This is a genomic window from Parageobacillus sp. NEAU-HV-2, from assembly GCF_059115485.1.
Window position 1 is genome coordinate 107714 of sequence record NZ_JBXUJJ010000007.1, and the last position, 17515, is coordinate 125228.

The window sequence follows — 17515 nt, forward strand, 5'->3', positions numbered from 1 at the left end:
TTCATCACCTCATAACTTCATAAACCATATTTGTATTAGTATGAAAAATTTTTTTCTATTTTAAACGTTTTTTCTATCAAGTACCTCTTGCATTTTTGCTAGATTGCTCTATACTTTTTCATGTTTAGTTTTTTTCCGCGAGGGAAAGATGAAAATAGCGTATACGAGAAGTGGAAACGAGCAGAGAAAGGATGTTACCGATGGAATTATGGTTTACCGAAAAACAGACAGAGCATTTTGGCATTACAGCGAGAATTAAACGTACTTTACATACAGAACAAACTCCATTCCAAAAGCTGGACATGGTCGAAACAGAACAGTTCGGCAACATGCTTATTTTAGATGGAATGGTGATGACAACGCAAAAAGACGAATTTGTCTACCATGAAATGGTCGCGCACGTTCCGCTGTTCACCCATCCAAATCCGGAAAATGTGCTTGTTGTCGGCGGAGGCGATGGCGGTGTCATCCGCGAAGTGCTGAAACATCCAAGCGTCAAAAAAGCGACGCTCGTAGAAATTGACGGCAAAGTTATTGAATGCTCGAAAAAATATTTGCCGGAGATCGCCGGAAAGCTTGACGATCCGCGCGTTGAAGTAAAAGTGGATGACGGTTTTATGCATATTGCAAAAAGCGAAAATGAATACGATGTCATTATGGTCGATTCGACAGAGCCGGTCGGTCCGGCAGTAAATTTATTTACGAAAGGATTTTACGCCGGCATCGCCAAAGCGTTGAAAGAAGACGGTATTTTTGTCGCTCAGACTGATAACCCTTGGTTTAAGGCGGATTTAATCCGCAACGTATACCGCGACGTGCGCGAAATTTTCCCGATTACGCGTTTATATACGGCAAACATCCCAACGTATCCAAGCGGGCTTTGGACGTTTACGATCGGTTCGAAAAAATACGATCCGCTTGAAGTAAGCGATGATCGCTTCCATGACATCGAGACGAAATATTACACGAAAGAGCTGCATAAAGCGTGCTTTGTGCTGCCGAAATTTGTTGCTGATTTATTGAAATGAGGGGGATGGCATCATGAGATTTGACGAGGCGTATTCGGGCAATGTGTTTATCGGAAGCCACCCGAATTTTGCGGAAAGCGAAGCGGTGATTTACGGGATGCCGATGGACTGGACGGTAAGCTATCGCCCTGGCTCCCGCTTCGGTCCGGCCCGCATCCGTGAAGTATCCATCGGTCTCGAGGAATATAGCCCATATTTAGACCGCGAACTTAGAGAAGTGAAATATTTTGACGCCGGCGATATTCCGCTTCCGTTTGGAAACGCGCAACGCAGCTTGGATATCATCGAAGACTTTGTCGATCAAATTTTAGCCGCAGATAAATTTCCGCTTGGCATCGGCGGTGAGCATCTCGTTTCCTGGCCGGTCATTAAAGCGGTATATAAAAAATATCCGGATTTAGCGGTTATCCATATGGACGCCCATACCGACTTGCGTGAACATTACGAGGGCGAGCCACTATCCCACGCGACGCCGATTCGCAAAGCAGCCGATTTAATCGGACCGACAAACGTCTTTTCGTTCGGCATTCGTTCCGGCATGAAAGAAGAATTCGAATGGGCGAAAGAAAACGGCATGTACATCGCGAAATTTGAAGTGCTCAATCCGCTTCGGGAAGTGCTGCCAAAGCTGGCTGGGCGTCCGGTGTACGTGACGATTGACATCGACGTTTTAGACCCTGCGCATGCCCCGGGTACGGGAACGGTCGACGCCGGCGGCATTACATCGAAAGAACTATTGGCGGCCATTCATGAAATCGCGAAATCGGATGTTCGCGTCGTTGGTGCCGATTTAGTGGAAGTAGCGCCGATTTATGACCATTCCGAACAAACGGCCAACACCGCAAGCAAACTCATTCGCGAAATGATTCTCGGCTGGGTGCCAAAACGCCGCTGATGGCAAATCCCGACTCCATTTCTACTGGGGTCGGGATTTTTTTAGGAATATAGACCTGTATGGAATAATATAGTGTAGTATCATTATCCTAGTTTTAGGGGGATTATAATGGGGATACGACTTATTAAAATTTCCGCCGTTTATTTTATGATTGGGGTATGTTTAGGACTTTACATGTCGATTTCCCACTCATTTACGTTGACCCCGGTTCACGTTCACATCAACTTGCTTGGCTGGACCGCGTTAACGCTAGCTGGAATTATTTATCATTTATTCCCGCAAGCAGCAGCAACAAAACTAGCAAAAACCCACTTTTGGCTTCATAATATCGGCTTGCCACTCATGATGATTGGTCTTATTTTTGTCGTTTATGGAAACAATGCATGGATCCCAGTTACTGCCCTTGGCGGAACACTTGTCGTCATCGCTGTCATCGTCTTTACGATCAATGTGTTGCAAAATGTAAAACAACCATAAATATGTTTCCTTAAAAGCGCCATCTTACTCAAGATGGTGCTTTTTCCTGTGAAATTCTGGCCGATTTGCGCCAAAAAGCTACGGAAAACGCGCTTAGAGGCAAATTTTCCTTGTAACGTATGCCAGCATACTTTCTTCTCCTCTTGAATCAAAGGAATTAATTCCTTTATACTTAATTAAGTTATTATTGTTTTTTAGCAAGGGCGTGTTCTCGATGGAGAAACAAAACGGAATCCCGATGCAGCTGAAACAAGTGACCGATATTCGTGACGGGCTGCACAAAGAAACGGTTGTGTTAGAAGCAAAAGGGCTTTACTACATAAAAGAAAATGCCATGTATTTGCAATTTGAGGAGCAGCACGAACTCGGCAACATTAAGACGATCGTCAAAATAACGAACGGGGAAGTGGTCGTCATTCGTTCCGGAGCGGTGCATATGCGCCATGCGTTCCGCGAAACGGAAGAAACGACCGGCCATTACCGCACTTCGTTCGGGCAATGGACGATGAAAACAAAAACCGATCATATCGAGTTTCATTATGATGACAGGCGGAAAAAAGGGCAGTTGTTTGTATCGTACCAGCTGCAGATGCAAAATGAAAAAATAGGCCGCCATGCGATGACGATTATGTTTAAGGGGGTATAGATAATGAACATTGTCGAACAAATGAAGGAACGGATCAAAGAAGAAATTAAGCGCGCCGTCATTAGCGCCGGACTTGCGAAAGAGGAAGAAATGCCGGATGTGATTTTAGAAGTGCCGAGAGAAAAAGCGCACGGCGACTATTCGACGAATATGGCAATGCAGCTGGCCCGCATTGCGAAAAAACCGCCGCGGGCGATCGCGGAAGAAATCGTGCAGCACTTCGACCGCACAAAAGCGTCCATCGCCAACATCGACATTGCCGGTCCAGGGTTTATTAACTTTTATATGGACAACCGTTATTTAACGGAACTGGTTCCAACAATCATTCAAGCAGGACAAGCTTATGGGGAAACGAACGTCGGAAACGGGCAAAAAGTGCAAGTCGAGTTTGTTTCCGCTAACCCAACCGGCGATTTGCATTTAGGCCATGCCCGCGGTGCTGCGGTCGGCGATTCGCTATGCAATATTTTAGCAAAAGCCGGATTTGATGTGACGCGTGAATATTATATTAACGATGCCGGCAATCAAATTTACAACCTAGCTAAATCGGTTGAAGCCCGTTACTTCCAGGCGCTCGGCATCGAGAAAGCCATGCCGGAAGACGGCTATTACGGCGAAGATATTGTCGAAATCGGCAAAAAGCTGGCCGAGGAGCATGGCGACAAATTTGTCCATATCGATGAACAAGAGCGGCTTGCCTTTTTCCGCGAGTACGGACTCAACTATGAATTAGAAAAGATTAAAAAAGATTTGGCCGATTTCCGCGTCTCGTTCGATGTTTGGTATTCGGAAACATCTTTATATACAAGCGGAAAAATTGATGAAGCGCTGGCGGCGCTGCGCGAACGCGGCCATATTTACGAAAAAGACGGGGCGACATGGTTCCGCTCCACGGCGTTTGGCGATGACAAAGACCGCGTGTTAATCAAAAAAGACGGCACGTATACGTATTTACTGCCGGACATTGCCTACCATCAAGATAAGCTGCGCCGCGGATTTGCGAAAATTATTAACATTTGGGGCGCCGACCATCACGGCTATATTCCGCGGATGAAAGCGGCGATTGCGGCGCTCGGCTATGACCCGGACGTGTTGGAAGTGGAAATTATTCAATTAGTCAACTTGTACCAAAATGGCGAACGGGTCAAAATGAGCAAGCGTACCGGCAAAGCGGTGACGATGCGCGAATTAATGGAAGAGGTTGGCTTGGATGCCGTTCGCTACTTCTTTGCGATGCGCTCGAGCGACACGCATTTGGATTTTGATATGGACCTTGCCGTTTCGCAGTCGAATGAAAATCCGGTCTACTATGTGCAATATGCGCATGCCCGCGTCTCGAGCATTCTCCGCCAGGGCGAGGAGCAAAACTTATCGTATGAAGGCGATTTGCAACTTGATTATATCGAAACGGAAAAAGAAATCGAGCTGTTGAAAAAGCTTGGCGAGTTCCCAAGTGCCGTGGCAGAAGCGGCTGTGAAGCGGATGCCGCACCGCGTGACCGGCTACGTGTTTGAGCTGGCGTCGGCACTGCATAGCTTTTACAATGCGGAAAAAGTATTAGATCCGGAAAACATTGAAAAAAGCCGGGCGCGTTTAGCGCTCATGAAAGCCGTGCAAATTACGCTGCAAAACGCGCTGGCGCTCATCGGCGTATCGGCGCCGGAAAAAATGTGACAAAATAGCAGCGTAGAGCGTTTTTGAGGTGGATTTGCCAGCCATTCTGTTTAGGAAATATTGCAAATCAATGCTCGAAAGAGGGGGAATACCCCCTCTTTCTTATGGACATCATGATGAAAAAAACACATGGAGGAAACGGAAATGAAAGAAGTGATTTTATCGCTGCTAACTGGGATGGTGGTCGGCTTTTTATTTACGCTGTTCCGTTTGCCGATTCCTGCTCCGCCGGCTTTAGCTGGTATTGCTGGGATTGTCGGGGTATACTTAGGGATGAAAATATTTGAATGGGTTAGCTATTTTTGGAAATAACGCCATGCTAAGGGGAGACCCCCGCGGCATGGCTGTTACAGCCAAGCAGAGAGAAGCGTCGCTATCGATTCTTTGCCGCGCTCCCATACCGTGCGTTTTTTCCAAAAATCAAGCGTCAGCGGTTCCGAGCGGGCTAAATCGTGTGTGATCGCTTTTTTTACTTTCTGAACAAAATCGCGGTCATATATATAACAATTGATCTCGCTATTAAAAAACAGGCTTCGTTTGTCAAAATTGGCGGTGCCGATGTCACAGCACTCCTCATCAACTACGATCGTTTTCGCATGATAAAACCCTTGATAAAAGCGATAAATACGCGCTCCGGCTTTTAACAGGCGGTAAAAATAAGGATAGGCAGCCTCTTTGACCAATAAGTGATCCGCCTTTAGCGGGACGAGAACCGTCACGTTGACGCCGCGTCGAAGTGCGTCTAACAGTGCATTCATCACCGGGCGGCTAGGAATGAAATAGGGGCTGCCGATGATAATTTCTTTTTTGGCACGGCCGATGACATCAATAAATTGCTGTTCGAGCCCATGACCGTTCACCGCGATCAGTTGATGGGTGATTGCGCCTGCTTGAAGAGGAGGAAAATATTCGTCTTTGGCAAAGGTAGTTTTCGTTGCCTCTTCCCAGTCGCGCAAAAACTGCGTTTGCAAATCATGAACCCCTTCGCCGGTAATTTTTAAATGGTAATCACGCCATTCCCCGAAATTTGGATCTTTTCCAACATATTCCCTGCCGATATTAAAGCCGCCGATATACCCGATTTTTCCGTCGATCACGGTAATTTTTCGATGGTTGCGCCGATTTAACCAGTAGAAGAAAAACGGAAAGCGCGGTTTATGTGTGTAGGCGAATTCGATGCCGCTCGCTTTTAATGAACGAATCAGTGCTTTTGGCAAGCCGAAGCTTCCGACCCAATCGACGAGAAGGCGGACGCGAACCCCTTCCTTTGCTTTTTGTTTTAGCAATTGAAAAAACGGTTCGCTCGTCTCATCATCTTTAATGATGTAAAACAAAATGTGAATATGGTGTTTCGCCTGGCGAATCTCCGCAAAATAATCGGAAAAAAGATGCGTTCCGTTGATAAAAAAAGAAATACCGCTATGGCGCCGCGGATAGACGATTTTTTTGTTTTTATGTTGGAAAATGAACGTTCCGAGCTTGTCATCAAGAAATATTAGCGCTAATATAATAACAATAACGAAAAATACAATCATTTCTTCCCCTCCTGATTACATCGCTAATTATTAATGTACCCAGCGCATGCAAAAAATACTAGGACAGTTTGTAAAAACATTGTTGACTGAATGCTCATTCATTATGTAAAATAGATGCAAGGTCATAATTCTGAAAATTTATTTTGTTGTCAATATTTTTTGATTGGCATCTTATCGATTTAAAGGGGGAAGGGGAGAGAGGCATGAATTCTCTATTAGTGATCAACTTTCTTGCGTTTTTGCTTGTAACCGCTTACGCTGTCTACTTGTTTGCCTACGTGGTGAAAACGCGGGCGATATATATTAAGCTCGGCAAAAAAGTCGAGTTTGATGAAAAAGTAAAAGAGCGTCTGCAAAAAATCTGGGTCAATGTTTTTGGCCAGAAAAAGCTGCTGAAAGACAAAAAAAGCGGTATCATTCACGTCATCTTTTTCTACGGCTTTATTCTTGTGCAATTTGGAGCGATTGACTTTATCATCAAAGGTCTCGTTCCTGGGGCACATCTGCCGCTAGGCCCGCTTTATCCAGGGTTCACATTTTTCCAGGAAATTGTAACCTTGCTTATTTTGATTGCCGTATTGGCTGCGTTTTACCGTCGTTATATTGAAAAGCTCGTTCGTTTAAAACGGGATTTTAAAGCTGGTTTAGTGCTCATCTTTATCGGCGGGTTAATGCTTTCCGTTTTGTTTGGCAACGGCATGGCCATGATTTGGCATGGGGAAGAAGCAATGTGGAGCGAACCAGTCGCGTCATTCATCGCCGGCGCGTTCGGCTGGGTTGGCGAAACCGGAGCTGCTGTCTTGTTCTTTATCGCTTGGTGGATTCATTTGTTGATTTTGCTTACTTTCTTAGTATACGTACCGCAGTCGAAGCACGCTCACTTGATTGCCGCGCCGATTAACGTGTTTTTCAGCCGTTTGTCGCGGCCGAAATTATCGAAAATCGACTTTGAAGATGAAACGCAGGAATCGTTTGGCGTCGGAAAAATTGAAGACTTTACACAAAAACAGCTTATCGATTTATATGCTTGTGTGGAGTGCGGACGATGCACGAGCATGTGTCCGGCTACTGGAACCGGGAAAATGCTGTCGCCAATGGATTTGATTTTAAAACTGCGCGACCACCTGACCGAGAAAGGGGCGGCTGTTACGTCCCGCGCTCCGTGGGTGCCGACGTTTGCCTTTAAAAACACGAGAGGCAACCAATTAGCGTTTGCTGCGCAAGGCGCACAAGAGCAAGCAGCAGCGCTGGAGATGCCAAGTTTGATCGGCGACGTCATTACCGAAGAGGAAATTTGGGCCTGTACGACATGCCGCAACTGTGAAGACCAATGTCCGGTCATGAACGAGCATGTCGATAAAATTATTGACTTGCGCCGCTATCTTGTGCTGACGGAAGGAAGAATGAACCCGGATGCGCAGCGGGCGATGACCAACATTGAACGCCAAGGAAACCCATGGGGACTCAACCGCAAAGAGAGAGAAAACTGGCGCGAGCTTCGCGATGATGTGCAAGTTCCGACCGTCAAAGAAATGAACAAAGCTGGTGAGGAGTTTGAATATTTATTCTGGGTTGGCTCAATGGGCTCGTTTGACAACCGCAGCCAAAAAATCGCCTTGGCATTTGCGAAATTGTTAAATGAAGCAGGAGTGAAGTTTGCGATTTTAGGAAATAAAGAGAAAAACTCGGGCGATACGCCGCGCCGCTTAGGAAACGAGTTTTTATTCCAGGAACTCGCGGCCAACAATATCGCGGAATTTGAAAAAGCGGGTGTGAAAAAGATTGTGACGATCGACCCGCACGCGTACAACACGTTTAAAAACGAATATCCGGATTTCGGCTTTGAAGCGGAAGTATACCATCATACCGAACTGCTCGCGAAGCTGATTGACGAAGGCCGATTGGTACCGAAATATGAAGTAAAAGAACGAGTGACGTTCCATGATTCCTGTTATTTAGGACGCTACAACGACGTGTATGACGCGCCGCGCAAAATTTTGCAGGCGATTCCGGGCGTCGAGGTCGTCGAAATGGAACGCAACCGCGAGCGCGGCATGTGTTGCGGCGCCGGCGGTGGCTTGATGTGGATGGAAGAAACGACAGGCAACCGCATCAACGTAGCCCGCACCGAACAGGCGCTTGCCGTCAACCCAACGGTCATCAGCGCTGGCTGTCCGTACTGCTTGACGATGCTCACGGACGGCACAAAAGCAAAAGAAGTCGAGGACAAAGTTTCGACTTACGATGTGGCAGAATTGCTGGCGAAATCGGTCTTTGGCGAAGAGAAAGAAGCTGTCTCTTAAAAATCTCTTAAAAAAATTGAATATATAATTCCTATTTTTTAAAATAATTAGTATAATAGATAGAGAGGGTGTGCGTTCGTGTACACCTTCTCTTTACCACCTTTATCGAGCGAGCGTTCAGTCTGTATTGTTGTAATCGCTTTCTTGTTAAGGTGGAAGATCACAGAGGGGGAGAGGTTTCATGGGAAAAACAGTGATTGTAAGCGGTGTACGGACACCGTTTGGCAAATTTGGCGGCGCCTTGCAGTCGCTTACGGCTGCCGAACTTGGCGGCATTGCAGTGAAAGAAGCGCTGGCGCGCGCCAACATTAGCGGAGAACAAGTCGATCAAGTCATTTTAGGGACCGTCCTGCAAGGCGGACAAGGGCAGCTGCCATCCCGCCAAGCGATGCGCCATGCCGGAATTCCGTGGGAAGTGCGCACGGAAACGATTAATAAAGTATGTGCTTCCGGCATGCGGGCGGTAACGCTTGGCGATCAAATCATCCGCCTCGGCGAAGCGGGAGTAGTTGTCGCCGGCGGTATGGAATCGATGAGCAACGCGCCTTATATATTGCCGAAAGCGCGCTGGGGCCTGCGGATGGGCGACGGCGCTGTCAAAGATTTAATGGTTTATGACGGATTAACATGTAGTTTCACCGGTGTGCACATGGGTATTTACGGCGGTGAAACGGCGAAAGAATTAGGCATTTCCCGCGAGGAACAAGACAAATGGGCGTACCGCAGCCATCAGCGAGCCATCGCTGCGATGGAAGCGGGATTATTAGCCGAAGAAATCGTACCGGTCGCAGTACCGCAGCGAAAAGGCGAACCAATACTTGTCGAGCACGATGAGTCGCCAAGAAAAGATACGTCGCTCGAAAAGCTGGCCAAACTTCCACCAGTTTTTGATCCGCAAGGAACGGTGACAGCCGGAAACGCACCAGGCGTCAATGATGGAGCCGCCGCGCTTGTCCTGATGAGCGAAGAGCGCGCTGCCCGCGAAGGAATTCAACCGCTTGCGACGATTTTGGCGCATACGGCGATTGCCGTAGAGGCAAAAGATTTTCCGAAAACGCCGGGGCTTGTCATTAACGAATTGCTGCGCAAAACCGGAAAAACAGTCCATGACATCGATTTATTTGAAATTAACGAAGCGTTTGCTGCTGTAGCGCTTGCGAGCATCCAAATCGCAGACATCGATCCGGAAAAAGTGAACGTCAACGGCGGCGCGGTCGCATTAGGCCATCCGATCGGCGCCAGCGGCGCGCGTATTATCATTACCCTGATCCACGAATTGAAACGCCGTGGCGGCGGCATCGGCATTGCCGCGATTTGCAGCGGCGGCGGCCAAGGCGACGCCATTATGGTACAAGTATAGAAAAGCGTAGGGCGCCGCCGGAGTTGGACAATCAAGAAAAGCCGAGGCGGCGCGCTATTTCCGTCAGATAAATCATTGTACTTGATTTTGAAACAACGAAAGACAGGGGATGTGGAAACTATGGATGTAAAAACGATTATGGTTATCGGTGCCGGGCAAATGGGCTCGGGTATTGCTCAAGTATGCGCGATGGCGGGATATGATGTTTTCCTGCATGACATCAGTCAGGCGCAAATCGATAAAGGGCTTACCAATATTGAAAAATTATTATCCCGTCAAGTAGAAAAAGGGAAAATGACGGAAGAGGAAAAAGCGGCGACATTGGAGCGCCTCACTCCTTCCACCGATTTACAAAACGCGGCGAAAGCTGATTTAGTCATTGAAGCGGTCGTCGAAAACATGGATGTGAAAACAAAATTGTTTGCCGAGCTCGATCAAATCGCTCCGCCGCATACGATTTTGGCAACAAACACGTCTTCGCTGCCAATTACGGAAATCGCGGCGGCGACAAAACGTCCAGAAAAAGTAATCGGCATGCACTTTATGAATCCGGTTCCGGTCATGAAGTTAGTCGAAATTATCCGCGGGCTGGCGACAGCGGATGAGGTGTATGAGACGATTGAAGCGATTACGCGCAAGCTCAATAAAGTTCCCGTTGAAGTCAACGACTTCCCAGGCTTTATCTCCAACCGTGTCTTGATGCCGATGATTAATGAAGCGATTTATGCGTTGTATGAAGGTGTTGCGACGAAAGAAGCGATTGATGAAGTAATGAAGCTTGGCATGAACCATCCGATGGGTCCATTAACATTAGCTGATTTTATCGGGCTAGACACGTGCTTGTACATTATGGAAACGCTTCATGAAGGGTTTGGCGATGATAAATACCGCCCATGCCCGTTATTGCGCAAATACGTGAAAGCCGGCTGGCTCGGCCGTAAGACAGGAAGAGGATTTTACACATACGAATAATCAGCAAAGAAGGTGGCATACATGAATTTACACTTTACTGAAGAGCAAGAAATGATGCGGAAAATGGTACAAGAATTCGCGCAAACGGAAATCGCGCCGTTTGTGGAACGCATGGAGCAAGGCGAGTTTCCGCGCCCGATTTTAAACAAAATGGCCGAGTTAGGGCTGATGGGCATTACCGTTCCGGAAGAGTACGGCGGCGCGGGTATGGACTTTGTTTCCTACATTATCGCCATCCATGAAATTTCCAAAGTCAGCGCCACAGTCGGCGTCATTTTATCGGTGCATACGTCAGTCGGCACCAATCCGATTTTATACTTCGGAACGGAGGAGCAAAAGAAAAAATATGTGCCGAAGCTGGCCAGCGGCGAGTACCTAGGGGCGTTTTGCCTCACCGAACCGAGCGCCGGCTCGGACGCGAAAAGTTTAAAAACGAAAGCGGTCCGCCAGGGCGACCATTACATTTTAAACGGTTCGAAAATTTTCATCACCAACGGCGGCGAGGCGGATACGTACATCGTCTTTGCCCGCACGGATCCAAATGAAAAAGGCAGCCGCGGCATTTCCGCCTTTATCGTCGAAAAAGATACGCCGGGATTTATCATCGGCAAAGACGAGAAAAAAATGGGGCTGCACGGTTCACGGACGGTACAAATTACTCTCGAAGACGCGAAAGTGCCGGCAGAAAACTTGCTTGGCGAAGAAGGGCAAGGCTTTAAAATCGCGATGGCGAACCTCGATGTCGGACGCATTGGCATCGCCGCGCAATCGCTTGGCATTGCCGAAGCGGCGCTAGAACATGCGACCGCTTATGCGAAAGAACGCATCCAGTTTGGCAAGCCGATCGCCGAACAGCAAGGCGTTGCTTTTAAGCTCGCTGATATGGCGACAGCGGTCGAAGCGGCAAAACTGCTTGTCTATCGCGCGGCATTTTTGCGGGCGCAAGGCTTGCCATGCGGAAAAGAGGCTTCGATGGCGAAATTGTTTGCCTCAAGAACGGCGATGGAAAACGCGATCGAAGCGGTGCAAATTTTCGGAGGCAACGGCTATACGAAAGATTATCCGGTTGAGCGGCTTTTCCGCGATGCGAAAATTTGCGAAATTTATGAAGGAACAAGCGAAATTCAACGTTTGGTCATTAGCAAATACTTGACGAAAGAGTAAGGAAAACAAGCGGTTCGAACCGCTTTGCCACCTGCACGGGTGATACACATGCCAAAAACGGAGAAAAATTGCGGGCAATCGATAGCCTCGGGCCGTTCTTGCCGCGCAGCGCGGCGGAACGCAGGCTAGCAGACAATTGCTAACCATCAGCATATACAAATGGGGGATCGGGATTATGAATTTTCAATTAAGCGAAGAACATGAAATGATACGAAAAATGGTACGCGAGTTTGCCGAAAACGAAGTGGCGCCGACAGCAGCGGAACGGGATGAAGAAGAACGGTTTGACCGAGAAATTTTTAATAAAATGGCGGAATTAGGCCTTACCGGAATTCCGTGGCCGGAAGAGTACGGCGGCATCGGCAGCGACTATTTAGCATATGTCATTGCGGTGGAAGAATTGTCAAAAGTATGCGCTTCTACTGGAGTTACGCTATCGGCACATATTTCCCTTGCGAGCTGGCCGATCTACAAATTCGGCACGGAAGAACAAAAGCAAAAATACTTGCGCGCCCTCGCGACAGGGGAAAAGCTTGGCGCGTACGGCCTTTCTGAGCCGGGCGCCGGGTCGGACGTCTCCTCGATGAAAACGAGAGCGGTGCGCGACGGCGATTACTATGTATTAAACGGTTCAAAAGTATGGATCACTAACGGCGGTGAAGCGGAAATTTACGTCGTCTTTGCCGTTACCGATCCGGAAAAACGCCATAAAGGCATCAGCGCGTTTATTGTTGAAAAAGGTACGCCGGGATTTTCGATCGGCAAAAAAGAGAAAAAGCTCGGCATTCGTTCCTCGCCGACAACCGAGCTTATTTTTGAAGACTGCCGCATTCCGAAAGAAAATCTTCTCGGACAAGAAGGGGAAGGCTTTAAAATCGCGATGATGACGCTTGACGGCGGCCGCAACGGCATTGCGGCGCAAGCGGTCGGCATCGCCCAAGGAGCGTTAGACGCAGCGGTTGAATACGCCAAACAACGGGTGCAATTCGGCAAGCCGATCGCCGAGCAACAAGGCGTGTCCTTTAAATTGGCCGACATGGCAACGGCGATTGAAGCGGCGCGCCTGCTGACGTATCAAGCGGCATGGCTCGAATCCAACGGCCTGCCGTACGGCAAAGCATCGGCGATGGCGAAACTGTTTGCCGGCGATACGGCGATGAAAGTAACGGTCGATGCTGTACAAATTTTCGGCGGCTACGGCTATACGAAAGACTATCCGGTTGAACGGTTTATGCGCGATGCGAAAATTACGCAAATTTACGAAGGGACGCAAGAAATCCAACGTCTTGTTATTTCGCGGATGCTTACAAAATAAGCATCCGCGTCATTACAGGTGGTCAAGATGAAAAAACGGGAAGTGATCGCATCCGTCAAAGATGAAAAACTTGTTAAAAAACGCCGCAACCAAATGATTAAAGGAGCGATTTCCCTGTTTAAACAAAAAGGATTTCACCAGACGACAACAAGGGAAATCGCCAAAGCGTCGGGATTTAGCATCGGCACGCTCTATGAATACATTCGTAAAAAAGAAGACATCCTCTATCTCGTTTGCGACCGCATTTATGATGAAGTGCGCGAACGGATGGAAAAAGATATCGGCACCCACCACGGCACGATCGAAAGCTTTAAGCTAGCGATCGCCCGCTATTTCAAAGTCATCGACGATTTGCAAGATGAAGTGCTCGTTATGTATCAGGAAGTGAAATCGCTCAGCAAAGAATCGTTGATATACGTGCTCAACAAGGAAATCCAAATGGTCGGCATGTTTGAAAACATTTTGCAGACATGCGTCGACAACGGTGTATTTCAGCTGACGGAGGAAGAAATCAAACTGTTCGCTCATGACATTTTCGTGCTGGGACAAATGTGGGCGTTTCGCCGCTGGGCGCTGAAAAAAATGTGTACGCTTGATGAATATATTGAATTGCAAACCGAGCTCTTATTAAGGGGAATTATGGAGAAACGGTCATCATGATTAGAGGGGGAGGAAAGGATGGCACATATTTATCGTCCGAAACATCACGTTCGCTTTGTGACGGCATCAAGCTTATTTGATGGCCACGACGCGTCGATTAACATCATGCGCCGCATTTTGCAGGCAAGCGGCGCGGAAGTCATTCATTTAGGGCACAACCGTTCCGTTGATGAAATTGTCAATGCCGCGATCCAGGAGGATGTGCAAGGAATTGCTGTCTCTTCTTATCAAGGCGGGCATATGGAATTTTTCAAATATATGTACGACCTGTTGCAAGAGCGCGGCGCTTCCCATATCCGCATTTACGGCGGCGGAGGTGGCGTCATTATTCCACGCGAAATCAAGGAACTGCATGAATACGGCATCGCCCGCATCTTTTCACCGGAAGACGGCCGCCGTTTCGGGCTGCAAGGCATGATTAACATTATGCTCGAAGAATGCGATTTTCCGACCGTTACCGAAATTACCGACGAATTAGAACGGCTGCCAAATGGAGATGTTCAAGCGGTTGCGCGGTTAATCACGTTATGCGAAAGCCGCGTCGATGCTTCGAGCGAAGCAGCGGCAGCAGCGGAGGCGGCGCTAGAAAAAGTGAAAGAGATGACCAAAGCGGTGCCGGTTCTCGGCATTACCGGCACGGGCGGAGCGGGGAAAAGCTCGCTGACCGATGAGTTAGTGCGCCGTTTCTTAAACGAAATTCCGGATATCAAAATCGCGATTTTATCGATTGATCCGACGAAACAAAAAACGGGTGGCGCCCTGCTTGGCGACCGTATCCGCATGAATGCGATTAACTCGCCGCGCGTCTATATGCGCAGCCTGGCGACGCGCAATTCCCGCTCGGAGCTATCGCTTGCGATTCGCGATGCCATTTCTGTCGTCAAAGCGGCGGGCTTTGATTTAATTATCGTCGAAACGAGCGGAATCGGCCAAGGCGATGCGGCGATTACGGAAGTATGCGATATCTCGATGTATGTGATGACGAGCGAGTTCGGCGCGCCGACGCAGCTCGAGAAAATCGATATGATTGACTACGCCGATTTAATCGTCATCAACAAATTTGAACGCGAAGGGTCGGAAGACGCGAAACGTCAAGTGCAAAAACAATATCAGCGCAGCCACCAGCTATTTGATAAAGACCTTTCGGAAATGCCGGTCTACGGCACGATCGCCAGCCAATTTAACGATCCGGGAACAAACACGCTGTTTGTCGCACTAGTTGACCTGATCAATCAAAAAGCGGGAACGAACTGGAAAACGGACTTGAAAACGGTAGCGAACGTCGAAAAGCATAACGTCATCATTCCAAGTGAGCGGCGCCATTACTTGCGGGAAATTACGGAAACGGTCCGCAACTATCATAAGCGCGTCGAACAACAGTCCGAAATCGCGCGCCGTCTTTTCCAAATTGAAGGGGCGATCGAAGCGGCAAAAGAACGCGGCGAAAGCGAAGAAGTGATCGCGGCGCTCGAGACGCTCAAGCAGCATTACGAAAACGAACTCACGCCGGAATCGAAACGAATCCTTGCCTCGTGGGAAGATTTGAAAGTGAAATATGCAGGGAAACAGTTTGTGATAAAAGTGCGCGATAAGGAAATTGTCACTGACTTAACGACAAAAAGCTTGTCTGGGCTTGATATTCCGAAAGTGGTGCTGCCGAAATTTAAAGATTACGGTGAAATTTTGCGTTGGGTGTACAAAGAAAACGTCCCAGGCTCGTTCCCATATACAGCCGGCGTCTTTCCGTTTAAGCGGCAAGGCGAAGATCCGAAACGGCAGTTTGCCGGTGAAGGCACACCAGAGCGGACGAATCGCCGCTTCCATTACCTCTGCAAAGAAGATAAAGCAAAGCGGTTAAGCACCGCGTTCGATTCCGTTACACTGTATGGCCAAGACCCGGACTACCGCCCAGACATTTTCGGCAAAGTTGGCGAAAGCGGAGTCAGCGTCTGTACGCTCGATGATATGAAAAAGCTGTATAAAGGCTTTGACTTGTGCGACCCGCTGACATCGGTATCGATGACGATCAACGGTCCGGCGCCGATTATTTTAGCGATGTTTATGAACACGGCGATCGACCAGCAAGTCGAAAAGCGGGAAAAAGAGCTGGGACGTCCGCTGACGAAAGAAGAATACGAAGAAGTAAAAGCATACACGCTGCAAACGGTGCGTGGCACGGTCCAGGCCGATATTTTAAAAGAAGACCAAGGGCAAAATACGTGTATTTTCTCGACCGATTTCGCTTTGAAAATGATGGGCGACATTCAAGAATATTTTATTAAACATAAAGTTCGCAACTATTATTCCGTATCGATCTCCGGCTATCATATCGCCGAAGCGGGCGCCAATCCGATTACCCAGCTCGCGTTTACGCTCGCCAACGGCTTTACGTACGTCGAATATTATTTAAGCCGCGGCATGAAAATCGATGATTTCGCGCCAAACCTTTCCTTCTTCTTCAGCAACGGTCTAGATCCGGAATATTCGGTGATCGGCCGTGTGGCGCGCCGCATTTGGGCGATCGTCATGCGCGAAAAATACGGAGCAAATGAACGAAGCCAAAAATTAAAATACCATATCCAAACATCCGGACGTTCGCTCCACGCGCAAGAAATCGATTTTAACGATATCCGCACGACGCTGCAGGCGTTAATAGCGATTTACGATAACTGTAACTCGCTCCATACAAACGCCTATGACGAAGCGATCACCACACCGACCGAGGAGTCGGTCCGTCGCGCGATGGCGATCCAGCTCATCATCACGAAAGAGTTTGGCTTGGCGAAAAACGAAAATCCGCTCCAAGGTTCATTCATTATCGAGGAGCTGACCGATTTAGTCGAAGAAGCAGTATTACGGGAATTTGAGCGTATCAACGACCGCGGCGGCGTGCTCGGCGCGATGGAAATGCAGTATCAGCGCGGAAAAATTCAAGAAGAATCGATGTATTACGAAATGAAAAAACATAGCGGCGAACTTCCGATCATCGGCGTCAATACGTTCCTCAATCCGAATCCGCCATCGGAAGAGGAGTTGAACAATATACAACTCGCGCGCGCAACATATGAAGAAAAAGAATTGCAAATTAAAAACTTGCGTGAATTCCAAGAGAGAAATAAAGATAAGGTAGAGGCGGCGCTAGAGCGCCTTAAACAGGTAGCGGTAAGCGGCGGCAATATTTTTGAAGAGTTAATGGAAACAGTAAAAGTTGCCAGCCTCGGACAAATTACGCGCGCCCTTTATGAAGTGGGCGGGCAATACCGCCGCAACATGTAATGCGAAAAAAGGAAATCGCTTGCCGATTTCCTTTTTTCGTGCCAGAAAACGAGAACCGGCCGCGGAAAATGTACGTGAGGGCAATGATCCGTAGCCCTATAAAACATCCAAGCCGAAAATGTGCATTTTTTTCTGCAAATATCTAGCATAAACAGCGAGAATTTGTTTATAATGAATGGTATGTATTCAACTCGCATTCATTCGTTAGTT

General features: G+C 48.1%; 14 protein-coding genes. 13 read left to right on the forward strand and 1 reads right to left on the reverse strand.

The annotated features are described in order from the left end of the window. Positions 1 to 200: 200 nt before the first annotated feature. The 6 genes from speE (at position 201) to AC1WMD_RS12570 (ending at position 5032) form a co-directional block, all read left to right on the forward strand. A complete protein-coding gene (gene speE, locus AC1WMD_RS12545; protein WP_017436917.1) occupies positions 201 to 1028 on the forward strand; it encodes a polyamine aminopropyltransferase in 828 nt (275 codons plus the stop codon). 13 nt (positions 1029 to 1041) lie between these two features. Then, on the forward strand, positions 1042 to 1923 hold the full coding sequence (speB, locus tag AC1WMD_RS12550) for an agmatinase (protein WP_494257454.1): 882 nt from the start codon (positions 1042 to 1044) through the stop codon (positions 1921 to 1923). A 108-nt stretch (positions 1924 to 2031) separates the two neighbouring features. After that, complete coding sequence (locus tag AC1WMD_RS12555; protein WP_043906296.1) at positions 2032 to 2400, forward strand: cytochrome-c oxidase; 369 nt, start codon at positions 2032 to 2034, stop codon at positions 2398 to 2400. Positions 2401 to 2614: 214 nt separating this feature from the next. After that, the gene (locus AC1WMD_RS12560; RefSeq protein ID WP_043906295.1) at positions 2615 to 3046 is read left to right on the forward strand and encodes a YwiB family protein; all 432 of its coding nucleotides are present in this window, start codon (positions 2615 to 2617) and stop codon (positions 3044 to 3046) included. A gap of 3 nt (positions 3047 to 3049) precedes the next feature. Beyond that, complete coding sequence (gene argS / locus AC1WMD_RS12565; RefSeq protein ID WP_043906294.1) at positions 3050 to 4720, forward strand: arginine--tRNA ligase; 1671 nt, start codon at positions 3050 to 3052, stop codon at positions 4718 to 4720. A gap of 144 nt (positions 4721 to 4864) precedes the next feature. Next, the gene (locus tag AC1WMD_RS12570) at positions 4865 to 5032 is read left to right on the forward strand and encodes a XapX domain-containing protein (protein WP_043906293.1); all 168 of its coding nucleotides are present in this window, start codon (positions 4865 to 4867) and stop codon (positions 5030 to 5032) included. A 35-nt stretch (positions 5033 to 5067) separates the two neighbouring features. Here the strand turns inward: AC1WMD_RS12570 and cls are convergent, their stop codons facing one another. Continuing rightward, positions 5068 to 6255, reverse strand: a complete 1188-nt coding sequence (gene cls, locus AC1WMD_RS12575; RefSeq protein WP_043906292.1) for a cardiolipin synthase — start codon at positions 6253 to 6255, stop codon at positions 5068 to 5070. Between the two features lie 203 nt (positions 6256 to 6458). On the opposite strand from cls, the gene AC1WMD_RS12580 reads away from it, so the two are divergent. The 7 genes from AC1WMD_RS12580 (at position 6459) to icmF (ending at position 17305) form a co-directional block, all read left to right on the forward strand. After that, on the forward strand, positions 6459 to 8558 hold the full coding sequence (locus tag AC1WMD_RS12580; RefSeq protein WP_494257456.1) for a heterodisulfide reductase-related iron-sulfur binding cluster: 2100 nt from the start codon (positions 6459 to 6461) through the stop codon (positions 8556 to 8558). A 181-nt stretch (positions 8559 to 8739) separates the two neighbouring features. Then, positions 8740 to 9918: an acetyl-CoA C-acetyltransferase gene (mmgA, locus tag AC1WMD_RS12585; RefSeq protein WP_494257457.1), complete on the forward strand. Its 1179-nt coding sequence runs from the start codon at positions 8740 to 8742 to the stop codon at positions 9916 to 9918. A 120-nt stretch (positions 9919 to 10038) separates the two neighbouring features. Next, entirely contained in the window at positions 10039 to 10890 is an 852-nt protein-coding gene (locus AC1WMD_RS12590) for a 3-hydroxybutyryl-CoA dehydrogenase (RefSeq protein WP_043906289.1), read from the forward strand. Positions 10891 to 10911: 21 nt separating this feature from the next. Continuing rightward, positions 10912 to 12054, forward strand: coding sequence for an acyl-CoA dehydrogenase (locus AC1WMD_RS12595; RefSeq protein WP_043906288.1), 1143 nt, complete (start codon positions 10912 to 10914; stop codon positions 12052 to 12054). A 175-nt stretch (positions 12055 to 12229) separates the two neighbouring features. Continuing rightward, positions 12230 to 13369, forward strand: coding sequence for an acyl-CoA dehydrogenase (locus AC1WMD_RS12600; RefSeq protein WP_494257459.1), 1140 nt, complete (start codon positions 12230 to 12232; stop codon positions 13367 to 13369). 27 nt (positions 13370 to 13396) lie between these two features. Continuing rightward, complete coding sequence (locus AC1WMD_RS12605; RefSeq protein ID WP_494257461.1) at positions 13397 to 14029, forward strand: TetR/AcrR family transcriptional regulator; 633 nt, start codon at positions 13397 to 13399, stop codon at positions 14027 to 14029. An 18-nt stretch (positions 14030 to 14047) separates the two neighbouring features. Then, a complete protein-coding gene (icmF, locus tag AC1WMD_RS12610; RefSeq protein WP_494257462.1) occupies positions 14048 to 17305 on the forward strand; it encodes a fused isobutyryl-CoA mutase/GTPase IcmF in 3258 nt (1085 codons plus the stop codon). Positions 17306 to 17515 lie beyond the last annotated feature (210 nt).